General features: G+C 43.5%; 19 protein-coding genes and 1 pseudogene. 1 reads left to right on the top strand and 19 read right to left on the bottom strand.

The features are described 5' to 3' along the window. The 4 genes from DOT_RS01160 to DOT_RS01150 form a co-directional block, all read right to left on the bottom strand. On the bottom strand, nt 1-1,011 hold a 1,011-nt coding region (locus DOT_RS01160), incomplete at its 3' end, for a radical SAM protein (RefSeq protein ID WP_009612986.1). A 222-nt stretch (nt 1,012-1,233) separates the two neighbouring features. Further along, nucleotides 1,234-1,782, bottom strand: coding sequence for a hydrolase (locus tag DOT_RS01155; protein WP_040410887.1), 549 nt, complete (start codon nt 1,780-1,782; stop codon nt 1,234-1,236). Nucleotides 1,783-1,848: 66 nt separating this feature from the next. Further along, a complete protein-coding gene (locus DOT_RS28155) occupies nt 1,849-2,016 on the bottom strand; it encodes an EamA family transporter (protein ID WP_139024093.1) in 168 nt (55 codons plus the stop codon). Nucleotides 2,017-2,320: 304 nt separating this feature from the next. Further along, a complete protein-coding gene (locus DOT_RS01150) occupies nt 2,321-2,608 on the bottom strand; it encodes a putative quinol monooxygenase (protein ID WP_009612983.1) in 288 nt (95 codons plus the stop codon). Nucleotides 2,609-2,749: 141 nt separating this feature from the next. Here DOT_RS01150 and DOT_RS29455 point away from each other — a divergent pair. Beyond that, nucleotides 2,750-2,884 (top strand): annotated as a pseudogene (locus tag DOT_RS29455) (DUF4317 family protein); the annotation flags it as partial. A gap of 25 nt (nt 2,885-2,909) precedes the next feature. On the opposite strand, the gene DOT_RS01145 reads toward DOT_RS29455, so the two are convergent. From DOT_RS01145 to DOT_RS01075, 15 genes are all read right to left on the bottom strand, one after another. Beyond that, on the bottom strand, nt 2,910-3,848 hold the full coding sequence (locus DOT_RS01145; protein WP_040410886.1) for a YCF48-related protein: 939 nt from the start codon (nt 3,846-3,848) through the stop codon (nt 2,910-2,912). 363 nt (nt 3,849-4,211) lie between these two features. Beyond that, entirely contained in the window at nt 4,212-4,814 is a 603-nt protein-coding gene (locus DOT_RS01140) for a transglutaminase family protein (RefSeq protein WP_009612980.1), read from the bottom strand. A 300-nt stretch (nt 4,815-5,114) separates the two neighbouring features. After that, nucleotides 5,115-5,513 carry an ATP-binding protein gene (locus tag DOT_RS01135; protein ID WP_348982130.1) on the bottom strand — a complete coding sequence of 133 codons (399 nt, stop codon included), beginning with the start codon at nt 5,511-5,513 and terminating at the stop codon, nt 5,115-5,117. A gap of 113 nt (nt 5,514-5,626) precedes the next feature. Then, nucleotides 5,627-6,898: a hypothetical protein gene (locus tag DOT_RS01130; RefSeq protein WP_009612978.1), complete on the bottom strand. Its 1,272-nt coding sequence runs from the start codon at nt 6,896-6,898 to the stop codon at nt 5,627-5,629. Nucleotides 6,899-6,904: 6 nt separating this feature from the next. After that, the gene (locus DOT_RS01125) at nt 6,905-7,198 is read right to left on the bottom strand and encodes a BlaI/MecI/CopY family transcriptional regulator (protein WP_348982129.1); all 294 of its coding nucleotides are present in this window, start codon (nt 7,196-7,198) and stop codon (nt 6,905-6,907) included. Then, nucleotides 7,195-8,247: a DUF4179 domain-containing protein gene (locus DOT_RS01120; protein WP_009612975.1), complete on the bottom strand. Its 1,053-nt coding sequence runs from the start codon at nt 8,245-8,247 to the stop codon at nt 7,195-7,197. The genes DOT_RS01125 and DOT_RS01120 overlap by 4 nt, the downstream gene beginning before the upstream one ends. A 1-nt stretch (nt 8,248) precedes the next feature. After that, nucleotides 8,249-8,776 carry a sigma-70 family RNA polymerase sigma factor gene (locus tag DOT_RS01115; RefSeq protein ID WP_009612974.1) on the bottom strand — a complete coding sequence of 176 codons (528 nt, stop codon included), beginning with the start codon at nt 8,774-8,776 and terminating at the stop codon, nt 8,249-8,251. 465 nt (nt 8,777-9,241) lie between these two features. Further along, nucleotides 9,242-9,667: a Rid family hydrolase gene (locus DOT_RS01110; protein WP_009612972.1), complete on the bottom strand. Its 426-nt coding sequence runs from the start codon at nt 9,665-9,667 to the stop codon at nt 9,242-9,244. 251 nt (nt 9,668-9,918) lie between these two features. Continuing rightward, nucleotides 9,919-11,043: an FAD-binding oxidoreductase gene (locus DOT_RS01105; protein ID WP_009612970.1), complete on the bottom strand. Its 1,125-nt coding sequence runs from the start codon at nt 11,041-11,043 to the stop codon at nt 9,919-9,921. Nucleotides 11,044-11,047: 4 nt separating this feature from the next. Beyond that, nucleotides 11,048-11,368, bottom strand: a complete 321-nt coding sequence (locus tag DOT_RS01100; protein WP_009612968.1) for a (2Fe-2S)-binding protein — start codon at nt 11,366-11,368, stop codon at nt 11,048-11,050. Then, complete coding sequence (locus tag DOT_RS01095; RefSeq protein WP_009612966.1) at nt 11,365-13,023, bottom strand: FAD-dependent oxidoreductase; 1,659 nt, start codon at nt 13,021-13,023, stop codon at nt 11,365-11,367. Before DOT_RS01095 ends, DOT_RS01100 begins: the two co-directional genes overlap by 4 nt. A 5-nt stretch (nt 13,024-13,028) precedes the next feature. Then, nucleotides 13,029-13,340: a (2Fe-2S)-binding protein gene (locus DOT_RS01090; RefSeq protein ID WP_009612964.1), complete on the bottom strand. Its 312-nt coding sequence runs from the start codon at nt 13,338-13,340 to the stop codon at nt 13,029-13,031. A 12-nt stretch (nt 13,341-13,352) separates the two neighbouring features. After that, entirely contained in the window at nt 13,353-14,660 is a 1,308-nt protein-coding gene (locus DOT_RS01085) for an FMN-binding glutamate synthase family protein (protein WP_009612963.1), read from the bottom strand. After that, nucleotides 14,653-15,387, bottom strand: coding sequence for a glutamate synthase (locus DOT_RS01080; protein ID WP_009612961.1), 735 nt, complete (start codon nt 15,385-15,387; stop codon nt 14,653-14,655). The genes DOT_RS01085 and DOT_RS01080 overlap by 8 nt, the downstream gene beginning before the upstream one ends. After that, the coding region (locus tag DOT_RS01075; RefSeq protein ID WP_242833738.1) for a hypothetical protein at nt 15,375-16,325 on the bottom strand (951 nt) is incomplete at its 5' end. The genes DOT_RS01075 and DOT_RS01080, both read right to left, overlap by 13 nt.

Below are 16,325 nucleotides of genomic sequence, written 5' to 3'. Positions count from 1 at the left end.
CTCACAGGTATAATTACTGGATCCGACCCACCTACCCTCATTGCCACTAAAATTCAAACCTCTGGCAAATTTCGTATAGTTTGAGCAATCATGAACAGCTAAATCCCAGCTTTCTTCCACGGCTATTTTCATGAATTTCAGAGTTAATTCTCTACTCCAAATCGGAGATATATAGCCATGTCTGGAAATATACATGTTTTCCCCGTAATAATTGTCTATGCTATTGGCATTTAGGTGCAATTCTGCACAATTGATAAAATCGAGTTTTGTCTCTAAGATCGCTTGCTTCTTCTTGAAAAAAGTTTCGAAGAACTCAGGAGTCATTGGCGTTTCAATACCTACATTTTTAATGTATTTTTTTGCTATTGCAATAATTTTAATCACTTTGTCCGAACAATTTGAGGCACCCAGATTGAAACGCAACTCGTCAAGACCGGCTTCACCTAAAGCTTTCAACGTCTCTTCCGTAGCTAAAGTGCCATTTGTATAGAGATGTTGATGAATCCCTGCATCACTGAATTTCTTTATAACCGAATAGTATTTTTCAATTTCCATGAATGGCTCTAAATAAACGTAGGAAATGCCCGTGGGCTTCTGTTGGATGGAAAGAAGTAAATCAATATCCTTCTCATAAAATTTTGTGCCTCCGATTTCCCACATGCCTTCGCCAACCGGAGCAATATCATCCAGTTCTCCATAATGATAGCAGAACTTACACTCTAAGTTACATTTGTTCGTTTTCCTGATGGCACTCAAACCGGTTCCCAACAGACAAGAACGACATCCTTTGGGGAATTTGCTTTCATTTCCCACAAAAAAAGTTCTATTCTCCAAAGTTTTCAAGCCTCTGATGTCCGACATTAACATATCATTTCTATGATCGATCGCAGCCTCAATTTGTGCAAAGGTAGCGTAAATGATTTCTTGTTGTTTTGTCATAACTTCCTCATCCTCAGGCAATATTGAAAAGAATTCAAACCAAAACAACGCATCTTTTTTTGAAATTTTCATAACATGTCCTCCTATAATTAATTCTACTAAAAATTCGATTCCTATCTTCCTGCTATGCTTTTTCACATAGCCTTCTTCAAAAGACATACGCACTCCACATGTGTTGTGGCAGTTGAATAATACGAATGCGCGGAATTCATCGGGTAATTGTTATACCTAAAATAGCAGGTCTCCGAACTTAGAGGACGGGACCTCTTTTACTCAGCCACCCTGTGTTGTACTCTATTTTATCAGTTTAGAGAGCTCCCTAAACAGAGGTGTACCTGCTTGCTTCATCAAATCGAAAAATACTGTTTCTGTGTTAGTAACTACTGCTCCCATAGATGCCATTAGGGATAGCCCATTTAAGTAATTCCCCTTGGTTCTTGAACACACCGCATCACCCACTACGAAAACCTGGTAACCGTTGGCAAGTAAATCCCTTACCGTTTGAAAAACACAAACATGGGTTTCCATTCCTGTAATAATGATTTTCTTTCGTCCCAGCCCCTTGAGTGCTGAAGTTACCTCACTGGTACAACCTGAAAAGGAAGTCTTTTCGTAAGTTAACGATCCCTCGAGATTATTGCTTACCTCTGAAACCGTCTTCCCTAGGCCTTTGGGGTATTGTTCTGTGACGATGATAGGAACACCTAATTTCTTGGCAACGGAAATTAGTGTATTGGTGTTTTGAATAACTTGTTCGCCGTATTTCATCGCAGGAACTAATTTGTCTTGAATATCAATGACCAACAACACTACTTCGGCCTCTATTAGAACATATTTGTTCAAGTTGGTTCCTCCACTCTACTCTTCTTCAATTCTTCGCTGAAGGAAGTAAATAATTCATCCAGCTAATCACTTGTACTTCGAGAATAGGACCCCAAATCTATGATTCAACATTCCTGATGTTAGATATACTCCCAGGAAGACGAGCGATCCGCCAAGGACCTGAGTTCCTGTAATTCTTTCTCCCGAAATCCAGCTAATCATGGCAGTAAAGACAGGGATTAGATTCAGAAAAATCCCCGCCCAAAGTGAACTCGTTCAGCTAAAGCTGAACATCGAGGCTTCAGATGGGGACTCTACCCCACCTGAAGTTTACGAAGAACCTACCCCCACTTATAGAAGTGGGGGTCTTGAAAACTGATAAAGTGGTTGCAACAAGTAACAACCAAGCTCGATATTTACTCGTATTAACCCTCCCTCACTTAGCCCTTGTTCCTGTAGTTATATGAGATAAGCAAAGTAATGGAGGCTTTCGCATCAACACGCGAAGGCCTCCTCTAATTTATTTTTATGTTTGGCGTCAGTCGCTCGCTACTGCCTATTAAACTTCTTCAAGAAATTTTACCTGGATCTTACCCTCTAGTAGGTCTTCAAACTTTTGGGCTGCTGCCTGAAAATAAGCTGAACTCCCATGGGCTTTGAAGGCCTCTTTATCCTTGTACTTTTCAAAGAAGACTATTTCAGTTGGGTCATTCTTTACCACATGGGGTATGTACATCAAACAGTCCTTTTCCTTTGAAAGAACTTCCTTGGCCAATTGAGTACAAATTTCGGTCACTTCGGCCTCTTTGCCAGGTTTTACTTTTAAGGTTGCCAGTAACGTCAACAATTCCAAACAACTCCTTTGTTTTTCCACTCGGAACGCTGTGTATTCGCCTTCGGTCAAAGCCATTTATTATGGTTATATCTTTAGTAACTATATTCAACACACAGGCGATTTCTCCTTCTAGTGATTACTTCTCCCTGCCCCATGAGCATTTCCGTAAGCCCACAAGACCTAAAAAACATTAAGCAAGTAAAGAAAGATGGAAGGCGGTACTTACTTATTGAAATTGACGAAACAGCAAACCTCGAAGGTTTTGAATTAAGCACTGAAACGATTTAATTCGCCTCTCCATAAGACACACTGGTTAACGCGGATATACAATGGACCAGCTATCTCCTCCGTCCGTCGTCCTAAGAAGCACTAGCTGTCCATCATTGGAGATCAATAGTGCCCATCCTATCTTGTCATTTATGAAGTCGAGTTCTGCTACATCCAGCCCCTGATCGAGAAAATGTTTCAAATTCTGGTCTGGTTCGATGCCAGTCCAAGTTTTGCCCCCGTCAGAGGTATGATAGAGCTCTTTCTTGGCCGAAGTCTTCCACTGCCAGCTCCAGCCATTGTAAGCATCGGTGAAATCTACGATGCCTTGGAACTGTAGAGGCGTCCTACTTTGCCACGTTTGCCCACCATCCTTCGTGGTGTATAAGATAGTTGCACTATTGCCTTGGCCGTTCTTTGGCACATATATCGCCGTCAACAGGCCTTCATTGGCCGAGAAGAACACCGGGGAATCGCGAACGCTAAGTTCACCACTCTCGTAACCAACCGGAAGTTTTAATTTCTGCCTCTGCCACGTGAGGCCTCCGTCTTGCGTCCGGTAGAGCAACTGGATAGAAGGGTCAAGCCTCCCAACCAGCCAACCAATTTTAGGATCACGAAAACTGATCTCCCCCCCAAAAGGAAGGCCATTATTCTTAACAAGGTCATAAACGCTGGCGATCTGGATCCAGGTAATCCCGCCATCGATGGTTTTAAACAGCTCCGCAGGGCAATTATGCTGGCTATAAACAGCCATCAACCATCCATGCCGGGAATCAGTGAAAGTAATCGCACCCCAATAAAACGGACCTCTGTTTTTGGCTCCTTGCGGCAACTCGGTCTTGTGCCAGGTCTGACCGCCGTCGGTGGTGTGAAAAACCAGGATATGAACCTTTTCCTCATTTCGCGATGAGATTGCTACCCACGCCTGATCGGCATCAACAAAATCCTCAATTAGCCCGAAAGCTTCTCCCTTGCCAACCAATGGTGTAACCACCTGCCACGAAAAACCGCCGTCAGTGGTCCGGAGAACGTCCCTGTTGTTTGATGCCCAGCCCGAGGTCTCACTGAACATCTGGATTGAAGTAAATTGCCAAATCCTATTAGCGTTCTCCGTTTGGTTACCACTTGCCTTCAACTGATCAAATGTCTGTTTACTCGTTACATTCCGAAAACACCCTACCGATAGGAGGAGGTAAACCGCTAAGAAGACGTAAATGAAGGATGTTTTTCTTGACAGAACACACCATCTCCTAATGTAGTCTTGACACTAAATCTATATCGACTCATAGCCTTTTTCATACAGCAGCCACGCGTATGGACCAACATAATATCATGCTCAAAACAATTAATAGGTAATATCCGGTATTTGATCAACATAGTCCGGAATGTTATCCAAAATATCTTGTATGCAAGTAGCATTATCTAACATTTTCATAGTATCTTTATGTGGATTAGCATATATCCCTGGCCAGAAAAACTCATTATAATTCTGTCGATTGGGAAACGCAAGTATTGGTTTATCAAGTGAAAACTGCGCGTTTTTCCCATTTGTATTACCTCTAGCATCTACTTTAATCCAATGATTATCAACGTAAATCGCATTAAAACAATGAACACAATATCCAAGAGAATCGTCATCTGCCAGCGTTATATGTTGAAAACACATTCCTGCTGGTATCCCTTGAGTCCTTAATAAAGCTGCAAGTAAGTTAGCTTTAGCATGGCAAATTCCAGTTTGATACTTAAGAACATTCGAAGCTTTTGCTGTAATTATTTTCGCTCCTATATCAAATGAATGGGGTATTTCATCTCTCACATATTCAAATGCAATCTTAGCTTTTTCAACATCTGTATTTATTTGATTAAAAAGCTGTTTTGCTTTTTCTATAATTAAAGTTGATGAAAAATCTATATATTCATGTTCCTGTAAAAATACTGCAAAATCCATTTATTTTTCTCCTCTTTAGCAATATACAGAATATGGTTTTTTGAAGTTTAGTTAGCAAGAAGACACTGAACGAAATAAGAATACTATGACTTAATGTTTGTAGTTATTAGTAAATCTCTTCCACTAAGGTCGTCAAGACGGATCAATCTTCAAAGCCTCTTATGGTAAAAGAGAACATTTACCATAAGAGGTTCTTATTATCTAATCTGAACGTCTGCAAACATCAACTACATGATATTGATTTATACTGAAAACTGACCCATGGAAGTATCTACGATGACAACCTTACTTTTCATTGGATTATCCTCCATTCAAGGAAAGGCTTCTTTCAATTTCACCTTTTGTGCTAAGTTCACCCACTGACCCATGAGCCAATAGTTTCGGCAGGGATTTTATATCTTCCAATAAAGTGATCTTACTTGTACCATCCTCAGCATCACGATGCACTACCTGAATAAAGGGTATCATTTCAGCCCCCAGTTCATCCATTAATGCTGAATTGTGCGTGGTAATTAAAATATCAATATTTCGCTCTGTACCAATTTCAATCATGGTTTCTAAGAGAAGTTTTGCTCTGGAAGGATGCAACCCATTATCGACTTCTTCGATGACTATGAGTGACCCTGAGGGCCTTGTTAATAAGGCAGTAAGAATCCCTAAAAACCTTAATGTACCATCTGACATCCCTCTGGCATCTATAGCAGTGGTTGTTCCTGTTCTTCCCCACTTTTCCTCACAATAAAGGTGGCTTGCGTCAGGTCCTTGATTTTAATACTGTACTCATTAGAGGTCAGTTCATCAATTATACAAGCTTAACGGTCTTCTGATGCTGTATTTTTAGGGTCAAATCCCACTATAGACCAAATTCCTGTATCATCTTGTTTTACCAGTCGCTTCAGATACACATTTTTGATCGAACTGTTTTCTCCTGTAACTGCAATAATGGCTACTTTTTCGGTTTTCTGTATAACTTTAAAACTAATAACTTTTCTGTCCTCGGAAGACACTCGATTATAAATATAATCTTGAGTAACTTGAACCGGGTCTAATTTCCATGGTTCATGCCCTTCGTTAACTTGATTTTGTTCATATCTTTCAATTTCTAAATCCACAGGAAGCTCCATTTGAGGTTTAGTAAGGAATTCCGGGTCAGAAGAAGGTAGAAGATCAACCTCTTTCCCTTGTATATCATAATACTTACCATTTTCAAAATAATAAATTTCACTCAAATATGCTCCAATTATACTTTTACCTGGATTTTTTCCGTTAGGTGGGATAGCATACTGGGCGAAAGTTACAACAATTTCCACCCCTTTCTTTAACTTGTCTTTGAGGTTTCCTGCTTTCGATAATTCTTCGTTAAACACAATATGGAATGTTTGACCTGCAAAGTCATAATCAATTGGATTATTAGGCAATATGATACGCCTTATTCCTGTTAGGGTAACCGAATATAATATATCATCAGTCATATCCAATTCAGTAATCGTTCCTTGAACTCTATCTGCCCTTGAGACTACTTCCCAGTTCTTATTATCCCTACTTCCATTACTCTTTGTATCGTTTTGCTCATTAGTAGGCTCTTTTGAGATCTCTGAAAACTGTTTTGCTGGTACAGTAAGTAACCCTTTAACATTTTTGCCGTCTTGCTTTAAATGAAAAACAACAGTAACATTTTGGGTATCTGTAATTTTGCCGGTGGTCTCAATCAGTTTATGACGGAAAGATAACCATTCATTATCAATGGGTTTGATTTCATCTGCCTTTCTTACACCATTCTCTAATTGTTTTCCTTTATCATCAATAAATGTCAGGGATAATTCTTTATCTGAACTTTTAAAACGACCTTCTACCCATACGATATGTTGACCATGAGCATAATCACTTATTGTTTTAGTTACTTCTAATGTATAAGGTATCACTGTTCTCAATTCATCTATAACAATCGGACCCACATTAGAACCCCTTATTCCTTCTTTATTAACAGCTTTATATTGCCCGTTGGTCAGCAGCACCACACCAATAGCAACAAAAATGACAACGGCTGTGGTACCCAACCAGAACCTGGGCTTTTTAAAGTTCATGATCTCTTATTCCTCCTTCCCATATTGCTCTACTATTTTCTTTAATTCTTCAACTTCATCCTTACTTAATTTTTCCTTCAGGTTTATCAATGCATAAACTACTGTATTTTCATTTTTTATCGCTCCCACGTTCACACAACTTCGAATAACAGTATAGGTAGTTGATTTCTTCCAACCAAGCTCTTCATTGGCAAGCATGACCAGTTCTGTACTTGATACAGGTGAATGCTCCCATATGATATTCAGCGTTTGGGTATAACGGATAAGCGGTTTACAATGAGAGAAATAAAATCCATTCACTTTGTAGATTTTACCAATTTTACGACGCTGTCCTTACCGCTAATATCTTTCAGCACAAGATTTAACGATTCAACTTTATCAAAGCTTGAAACTTCGAAAACTTTTGAAATGATAGCTTTGTTATTTTCCGTGGACATGCTTGCCATCCCAGAGCTTTTATAGATATTACCAGTCGAATCCACTAACTGAGCCTTAGGCACAATATTTTCGTCATTAGGATTTGGAGTGGTAACTGCGAACTTAACATAAAACCCAGTCGGTAACAATTCAGCAGAGATAACACTTAGTTCATCATTATTATTTGTTGCCGTATAAGCTACACCTTTAGTGTTGGAAAACTGCTTGTCTAATGAAACATTATGGTCCCAAGGTCCTTCAATAACTTTAATCGGTTTATCAGCTTTGTCCTTAGCATACAAGGCAATACTCTTAATTTCCGCTTTTAGTTGGTCAGTTTGCGGGATACTTGCTGTTGAGGATTGAAATAGAACGTTATATCTTAAACTTCCACTGTCCTTGTTGGTAGTATCAGTTGTAAATTCAATTCCTCCTACGGGTTGATTAGGATAACCATCGCCCGAAATGACATTTCCTTGACTATTGGTAATTACCATATCCAAATACATTGATGCCACATTTTTTATAGACTTTAAATCATCAAATTTTACATCAACTGAGAGACCAAGTCTTGATTTGTCGATAACGACGTTTGTTACCTTAGTTTCTACTCCATGGGATTTAACCGAAGCAGTTTGAACTTCCTGCCCATATCCATTTTCGACAGCACTTTCAATGCCAGCGTGATTCCCCCAAAATGCCGCTTTAATAGCCGCAATTACTGGTTGGTTGAAAGTTAAACCTAAGAAAACTACTGCTACCGCTGCGGCAACCCACTGTTTTTTAATAAACACGGGTTTTTTTACGGCTCTTTGATTTCTGTGACTGCGAATTTCATCAAATGCCCCTTCAGCTTTATTGAGAACGCTTTGGGGGATTTCAACATTGCGACTTAAGGAACTTTTTAATTGCTGTTCATAATCTCTTTCCATATTACTTTACCTCCAATAATCCAGTGTAACTTGACTTTAGCTGCGCTCTAGCCCGAGATAATCTTGATTTTATGGTTCCTTCCTTCTCGTTAAGGATTTCACTGATTTCTCTAGTATTAAAGCCGTTAACATAATACAGAACAATGACCGTTCGGTAGTCAATACTTAATCCCAGCAGAATTCGGTTGAAGTCCATATCGCCCTCTAGGTTACCATTACTAACAGCGTCAGTTAGCATGTCTGTTTCCTCATAAGACCCAATGCAAATTACTTTGCTATTTTGCTTAATAATATCATTGCATTTGTTAATTAGAATCTTTATGAGCCAAGTCCTAAAGTAGCTTGGATTTTTCAATGACTGCAAATTTTTAAAAGATGAGAGAATGGTTTCCTGAATCGCATCTCCAACATCCTCTTCGGATGAAAGTCTTGTTCTTGCTACTTTATACATTACAGGCATGTACGAAGTTAAAGCTTGAATAAAAGCTTCCTCATCACCCTTTTGGGCTTTTTTAATAAGAATTTCCATATTGCACCTCTTTTATGGCATTCCGGAATGCACATAATATCATTTTGGGTTTCTATAATATTAGACTCAAGCAACTTATCAAATAGTTGCATTTTGTTCCAATAGTTATTAGTTAAAATAAGTATAACATAATGGATTTTAAGGCTTATTTAAAAACAACAAAACGGAGAGCATTGCCCTCCGTTTTTACTGTTATTTCTTAAACTTTTCTTGAATTCAAGTGGGGTTGTTTTAATAACCCCACTTGAATTTCTTTTTGAATTAATTATGCTCATCATCTTTTCGCGAGCAGTATCGGTTTAGCTCGTCCCTACCCCACGTTGTATTTGGCCAGTTACGATGAACTGCCTCAACTATCCATGTTACTAAGTCAGAATAGGCTTCATCATAACCCAACCGGTAACTATTTTTCTTTAACTGCATGATCCGATTGAAAAACTGATTAACCCATATTCAGGGATGGTGTCACTCACCCATAATGATTGCATCCATTTCGATCTCCACCAACTGAGTCGGTCGATTTAAGGCAGTTGTTCCAACCATGGTGAATAACGGTTTGACATCCTTAAATAATTCGGAGTAGGCCCTGCCTATTTCTCCTCCCAAGCTCATATCCGTGGTATAGATCTTGATTTTCGTAACATCCGCTCGTTTAGCACCGGCATTCTCAATTAACTTGATGAGCTTTTCTAAAATATATTTGGTTTGGGAGTAGGGATCATTTTCACCGTAAACACTTCCATCCGGCTGAACCGAAGTGGTGCCACCCACGTAGATAAACGGTCCGACTTTTACTACCCGACTGTAACCGACTAGATCTTCCAGCGGGGCACCCGAGGAATAATTCGTTCGTGTCCAACTGAGAACACTGCTTTCTTTTGTAGGGTGCATATCCACATTCCCCCTGCGTCAAAGTTTTGAAATCCGATTAAGAACTGTTTGGATTGACAAGTTTTAATTATCCAACCGTAAGACTCCCACTTCTACAAGTGGGAGTGGGTCCCCTGTACTCTGCTTCGGTGACGAAAGCCTCCAGTGGAGGGTTTCGCCGAGCCGCCTTTTCCCAATAGGAACACTTGGCGGCGAAGGAGGTAGACTCCCCCACCGAAGTCTCGATGCTCAGCTTAAGCTGAACGAGTTCACTACGCTCTGGCTTTAAACCGATTATATCTTAGCGCAAATATATCCAGCGTCAGAGCGGTGTTTGTCACCAGTTCGCTGAGCAACAGACCGACAGTTGGCGAGATACCGAAGCCATGACCAGAAAAACCGCAGGCTAGAACTAAACCGGGCACTTCCTCAATCTGGTCGATAACTGGAACGTGATCTGCACAGTCATCAATCCACCCTGCCCAGGTGCGCACAATTTTGGCGTCTTTTAAAACAGGGAAATACTTAATAATCCCCCGACAAGTGGAAGATGCGGTAAAGCTGGTTGTTACAGGGTAGGGCTGTTCCGAAATATAGGGCTCCAGGCCGGTTGAACCACCGAAAACGAAGGAGCCATGTTTGGATTGATGCCCATAAAAATCTGCCGCCGCCGTTCCTAACATCTGATCAAACATTTTGGGCTGCGCTTCAGTTACCAATGCCTCCAACAAAATACGCTGCATAGGGATGTCGATTCCCACCGTGTTGGCGATCGGTCTGGATTCATAACCGGTAGCCAAGAGAATGCTATCTCCCTCATAGATAGTTTCATCCGTTACCACCTGACGCGCCCGGCCCTTGATTTTCCTGATTTCGCTGACATTTTCGCCGGTGATAAAGCGTACCCCAAGTTCCCGCGCTTTTTTGTAGAAGGCGAGGGTTGTCAGCATCGGATTGGCATGCCCATCGGTGGGACACCAACTGGCGCCTATGACCTCATGGGACATATAGGGGCAAATTTGCCTAGCCTCGTCTCCAGAGATCATTTTTACATCCAAACCGTTGGAATGACTGGATTCAACCAGTTTTTCCAAGGTTTTTAGATGAGCTTCGGTTTTGGCGAGGCGCAGGTTGCCTTTTTGGCAATATTCCACATCGACTCCCAGTTCCTCCGAAAGTTGCGGCCATAAATATTGGGCACCGTGCATAGCCAGAGGCAGCTCGCGGGGATCTCTGGCCGATTGCCGGACACCGCCGCCATTTCGGCTTGAGCCTCCGTAGCCGATTTCATTTCTCTCCAACACGATAGATTTTACTCCTTTTTTAGCCAGGTAATAAGCCGCGGCGCAACCGATCACCCCGCCGCCAATGATTATAACTTCCGCATGATTCTTCATTCTATCACCACACTTCGTTCGAATAGGTTTGCATCTCGATTGGCCGGGCAGGTGAGCGAGCAGAGGTTAACTCCAATTCGGCGGGAGATATACCCAGCTCTTTAGCCACAATGCTTCGGACAAGGCGACTGCAGGTCTGACCTTGGCATAAACCCATCCCCGTGCGCAAATAACGTTTTACTTCCGTTAAGTTATACATTCCGTCATGCACGGCCTGTCTGATTTCACCTTTGGTAATCTCTTCACATCGACAAATAATAAGATCATCATCGTTTTGGGGAATACACGGTCCTAAATCCTGGGAACGCTCAACAACTTTACTCATTCTAGCTCCCCTCCCTTCATGGCCAAGGCTTCCGTCGAACCGCCGGAAAGGCATCCTTCGAGCTGTTGGTAAAAGCGTGCTGAAGCTGCATACTTAGCTCGAACTTTCATGGTAACGATGGCTGTCTCATCCATCGCCTTGCCTTGACGCACCTTCACGATTTCAGCCGAACCTACTGCTTGGCCGCTTCTATCCAGGGCTAATCCTTGTTCACCAGGTTGGGGCAGGGGCAAAAATTCATAAGGAAGAGAAATGGCCACGTAATCTTCCTCATAGTTTTCCTCAATGAGAAAAATAGCCTGACCGGGGCAGGAAGAGACACACATCCCGCAGCCGCTGCATTTTTCCTTATCGGTCACAATAGGCAGACTGGTGATGCGATCCCCAATGGAAATACAACCCTGCTGGCAAGCGTCCTGACAAGGATTGCAAGGGATATTTTGCGTACATTCGATTACTGGGTAGACACCCTTTGTTTTGGTTTCGCTTGATATGGTTTCACTGAAACCGGGGAACCGTTGAATTTCCGCTTCATTAATATAGCCCTCCTGAAGCAGGGTTAGGGAAAGAGGAATACCTTCGTCAGTATGACTCAAGTTTTTTCCCTTTTTCTCTGCTCCAAACATCCCTTCACGAAGCTGGGCCAGGGATTCCTGAAAATCGGCATTCTTTTGAGCAAACTCTTGATCTAGGATATAACCGGCGCGTCTGGCTGCGACAGAACCAGCGATGCGTCCCTGGATCATCGCTGAGCTGGCCTCTTCGATTCCGGCTACGTCTCCGGCGCAGAAAAGTCCCGGGATGGAGGTTTCGCCATACTCGCTGCACAGAGGAACCAATCCACCCTTTACTGCCTCGTCAATCATCTCACAGCCGGCCATGCGCGCCAACTGGGACATGGGAGATAAGCCAACAGCGAGACAAATAGTGTCGACATCCAGTTTCTTTTGCGTGCCCTCGATAATTTGCCAGTGGTCGTCAACTTCGCCGATAACTGCTCCGGTTACACAGTCTTCACCTTCGGCTTGAATAATGGTATGCGATAAATAATACGGTACACCTGTGCGCGCCACTTTGGCCGCGTGGACACCGTAGCCTCCGATACGTGAAGAGGCATCAATGATGGCCACGACCTCGCAGCCTGCTTGCAGGAGTTGAAAACTGACCACAAGGCCAACATTGCCCGAGCCCACCATTAATATTTTGCTGCCGGGTTTAACGCCGTGCAGATTCATCAGTGTCTGGGCCGCGCCGGCTCCGATGACGCCGGGTAATGTCCAACCGGGAAACGTAATCATATTTTCTGAGGCCCCGGTAGCGATAAGGATGTTGTCGCCCTTAAAGTGTTCTATCTGATCGTTCATCATAACGGTGATTTCTTTGTTATTGAAAACTCCCATCACCGTGGCCTTAAGCTGGACCGTGACTCCGGCTTGCTCAGCTTCCTTGAGTAGAGTGTCTCCAATCCGAAAACCTCTGATTTTGGCTTTATGTTTTTTGGAGCCAAAGAATTTATGAATTTGTTTAAAAAGCTGGCCTCCTGGCCGGACGTTTTCATCAAACACGATGACTTTCATTCCCCAGGAAGCAGCTTCAATGGCAGCAGAAAGTCCGGCCGGGCCTGCGCCTATGACAATGAGCTCATATCTTTTCATAATCCCTACACCTCTTTGGCACTGACGCCGTATTGAGTTTGTACCTGCATCCCAGCTCGCAATGGCGTGATGCAGGTTCGGACATTGGGTTTGCCGTCGACCACCATAACACAGTCCGTACACCGTCCAATGGCACAAAAGATGCCGCGCGGCTGACCAAACCGGGAAGTATGGCGATGGACCATCACCCCTGCAGCCCGGAGAGCTGCAGCGATGGGCTCGCCTTCACAGCCCTCTAAGGTTTTGCCGTCAAAGAAAAAGGGAACGGTCACACCTTTGGGAAAGGTATGCAGAATAGGATGTTCTTTTATTCTCATATTACCCTCCAGCTAAATTTTGTTATTGGCCGTAAAGCCGAACCCTTCACCAATGACCAGGTCACTTCCGACAAGGGGAATGCCGGTCATTGCTGCCGTTTCCAGGGTCAGGGCACGCAAGTCTTCCCTTTCCATGTTTTTCAGTTTTGATTTACCTGCCGCTTTGGCAAGCAGTACAGCTTCTGCCGTCATTGCTTGAATATAATTGGCGACGCGTTCGGCGGCTTCGTCGATATCCAGGTTCTTTCTTTGTTCAGGGTTCTGCGTGCCAATGCCAAAACTGCAATTTCCCGTATGACAACGCATACACACTCGGCAGCCCATGGCGATTAGAGCTGAGGTACCGATCGCTACTGCATCTGCTCCGATGGCCAGAGCTTTAGCCAAGTCAGCGCCATCTCTGATACCGCCGGAAATGATCAGGCTGACTTCGTCCTTGACGCCCATTTCTTCCAAAGTCCTAACGGCCTGAACCAGAGCCGGCATCGTAGGAATCCCCAAGTGGTCTGCGGCCATGACCGGAGCTGCACCAGTTCCCGCTTGGCAGCCATCGAGGATGATTCCGTCGATACCGAGCTTTACTGCGATTTTAATATCCTCCCGCACACGACCCGCCGCCATTTTGACGAAGATAGGGACCTCCCAGTTCGTAAGTTCCCTCATTTGCTCCATTTTAATGATCATATCATCGGCACCAAAGGAGTCCCCGCTGCGGGGATGACTGTGGAGGTCGATGCCGATGGGCAGCTTTCTCAGTTCGGCTACTTCTGCACTAATTTTGCTGCCCATCAGATGCCCTGAAAGTCCTGGCTTAGCGCCAATTCCATAAACAAATTCCAGCATATCCGCCACTTCAAGATTCCGCTTGGTAAATCCCATCCGCGAAGCCAGAACCTGGATCGATTGCCGATAGGAATTTTCCAGTTCTTCAGGAAGTATTCCGCCTTCACCATTACTTATCACCGTTCCGACGAGGGAAGTCGCCTTAGCCAAGGCAGTCTTAGCCTCTTTGCTCAGGGCTCCATAGGACATACCGCCAATCATTACGGGAGTTTCGATCACCAGCGGTTTTTTAGCGAAACGTTTACCGAGTACGGTTCTGGTCTCGCAATCTTCCCGATAAGTGTCAATGGTCATCCGAGTCAGTTGCCCTGGTAAAATCATTAAATCATCAAAGTTAGGCATTCTTCTCGGAGTAGCACAGCCGCGAATCCGGTGTTTACCAGCCCTGGCTTTGTAGTCAATTTCGGCCAAGGTATCTTTATGCCACAAGCTTTTTACTGAGTCTGTAGGTTCTTTTACTTTGGTTTCCTCATTCACGGAATTCACCCCCCCTTGCGAATTTTTTAGCTGCTTTAGGTTTCAAGACCGGTTTAAATAGGACGTATTTATGCCGACCTGATGTGGCGGGACGAATGACTTTGAACTCGCTAGGATCAGCGGAGATCTCATATTGGTCAAATAACTCTTTTAACATGACTCTTTCTTCCGGGGTCGCCTCATCTAAGAAAACATTGCCGCCTAATTTATTTACGGCGTTGGTATCCCGGGTAAAAACAGCTCCTTTATACATCGACTCTCCGGCTTGCTGGCCCAATTCACCCAGAATGATCAAATTCCCGCCCATCGACATTTGCGCTGCCCACCGTCCGGCATTGCCGCAGACGATAATGCTTCCTCCCTTCATGCCATAGCCAACCCGGCTGCCGGTACTGCCATAGATAACGATGGTGCCGCCGTTGATATAGGCACCGACGTTACAGCCGGTATTTTTTTTAATGATCAGCTCGCCGCTCATCATATCATCGCCTGCGTACCAACCGACATTGCCTTCTACTACAACGCGCGGCCCTTCCATAAAACTGGCGGTATATAAGCCCGTGCTGTCTTCGATCGTGATGTTGCCTTGGCCGGTAAGCCCCACGCACATGTTATGCATCGAATGTGAATTGCGAATGACGATATCCTGCAAGCCGTCCCTCATTTTGGCTTTAATAATCTCGTTAAGTTCAGAGGATTTATAGCAAGCTGCATCTAAATTTTCCATACTCTTACCTCCCCGGGGTCCATTTCGTCAGCGAATACATCCTCGGCGATAGCTGTGAATTCAATCTGTTCCGAACCAAACATAACCAAATTATCGGTTTCGAAGAGAAGCATGGGTTTAATACCGAGTTTGTCTTTGACAAAGCCCATTTGGGTTGATGTCGCAGCGATGATACAAAACACGCCATCCATAGCTTCGAGGGCATATTCCAAAGCGGCTTTCAGATCTCCGCCATTTTCTCGCATAGCATAGGCGATCAAATGACTGGCCGCTTCCGAATCGTTCATGGTCTTGAATGTCGCTCCTTTGGCTTCCAAAAAGCGGCGCATATTAAAGTAGTTGGTAAACTGTCCATTGTGAACGATGGACAGTTCCGGGTAAAAAGGAGAAACAAAGGGATGCGCTGCATTAATATCTTCGGCACTTTCGGTAGCCATACGAACATGACCGATGCCATGGGTTGCAGCACCGCAATTGATGGTATTGTTTTTGATCAGATTGCCAATCAGACCGCCTTCTTTGTAGACCTTCATCCCTTTACCAAGTGAGTGAACAGTCAAGCCGGGTACCTTATTAATCGCTGCATGCAGCTTGGGGATATCCTCTTCCGAAATTTCCAGATGTATTTCGGAAAAGATGAGGTTTCGACTCCAATCGCTGATTTGCTCTTCTAAAACCTTAGCGAATTTTTTAATTATTTCGATCAAGGTTGTGGCCAGGGCTTTGTCTTTCAGCGTCGTTCTCAGGGTAATAGTGTTGTCACAACTGTATACGGCAATGCCGCTGGCGTCAGAACCCCGATGCTGAATTAGATTTAGCATGGAGATCAAACCTGAGGGAATATCCATATTATTTTTGGAGATAACACCGGCGATGCCGCACATCGTAATTCCTCCTCTGATTTGATAGTTTGGTGATTGGAAAGTAACTAAACATGA

The sequence above is a fragment of the Desulfosporosinus sp. OT genome, from assembly GCF_000224515.1.
GTDB lineage: Bacteria > Bacillota > Desulfitobacteriia > Desulfitobacteriales > Desulfitobacteriaceae > Desulfosporosinus.
The sequence above is the reverse complement of the archived record's forward strand: the minus strand, read 5'-3'. Positions and strand labels throughout refer to the sequence as shown.

Coding starts and splice junctions, on each gene's coding strand:
- DOT_RS01140 (WP_009612980.1), bottom strand. CDS start 4,814: ATGGATTTTGCAGTATTTTTACAGGAACATGAATATATAGATTTTTCA.
- DOT_RS01130 (WP_009612978.1), bottom strand. CDS start 6,898: ATGAACTTTAAAAAGCCCAGGTTCTGGTTGGGTACCACAGCCGTTGTC.
- DOT_RS01120 (WP_009612975.1), bottom strand. CDS start 8,247: ATGGAAAGAGATTATGAACAGCAATTAAAAAGTTCCTTAAGTCGCAAT.
- DOT_RS01115 (WP_009612974.1), bottom strand. CDS start 8,776: ATGGAAATTCTTATTAAAAAAGCCCAAAAGGGTGATGAGGAAGCTTTT.
- DOT_RS01110 (WP_009612972.1), bottom strand. CDS start 9,667: ATGCACCCTACAAAAGAAAGCAGTGTTCTCAGTTGGACACGAACGAAT.
- DOT_RS01105 (WP_009612970.1), bottom strand. CDS start 11,043: ATGAAGAATCATGCGGAAGTTATAATCATTGGCGGCGGGGTGATCGGT.
- DOT_RS01100 (WP_009612968.1), bottom strand. CDS start 11,368: ATGAGTAAAGTTGTTGAGCGTTCCCAGGATTTAGGACCGTGTATTCCC.
- DOT_RS01095 (WP_009612966.1), bottom strand. CDS start 13,023: ATGAAAAGATATGAGCTCATTGTCATAGGCGCAGGCCCGGCCGGACTT.
- DOT_RS01090 (WP_009612964.1), bottom strand. CDS start 13,340: ATGAGAATAAAAGAACATCCTATTCTGCATACCTTTCCCAAAGGTGTG.
- DOT_RS01080 (WP_009612961.1), bottom strand. CDS start 15,387: ATGGAAAATTTAGATGCAGCTTGCTATAAATCCTCTGAACTTAACGAG.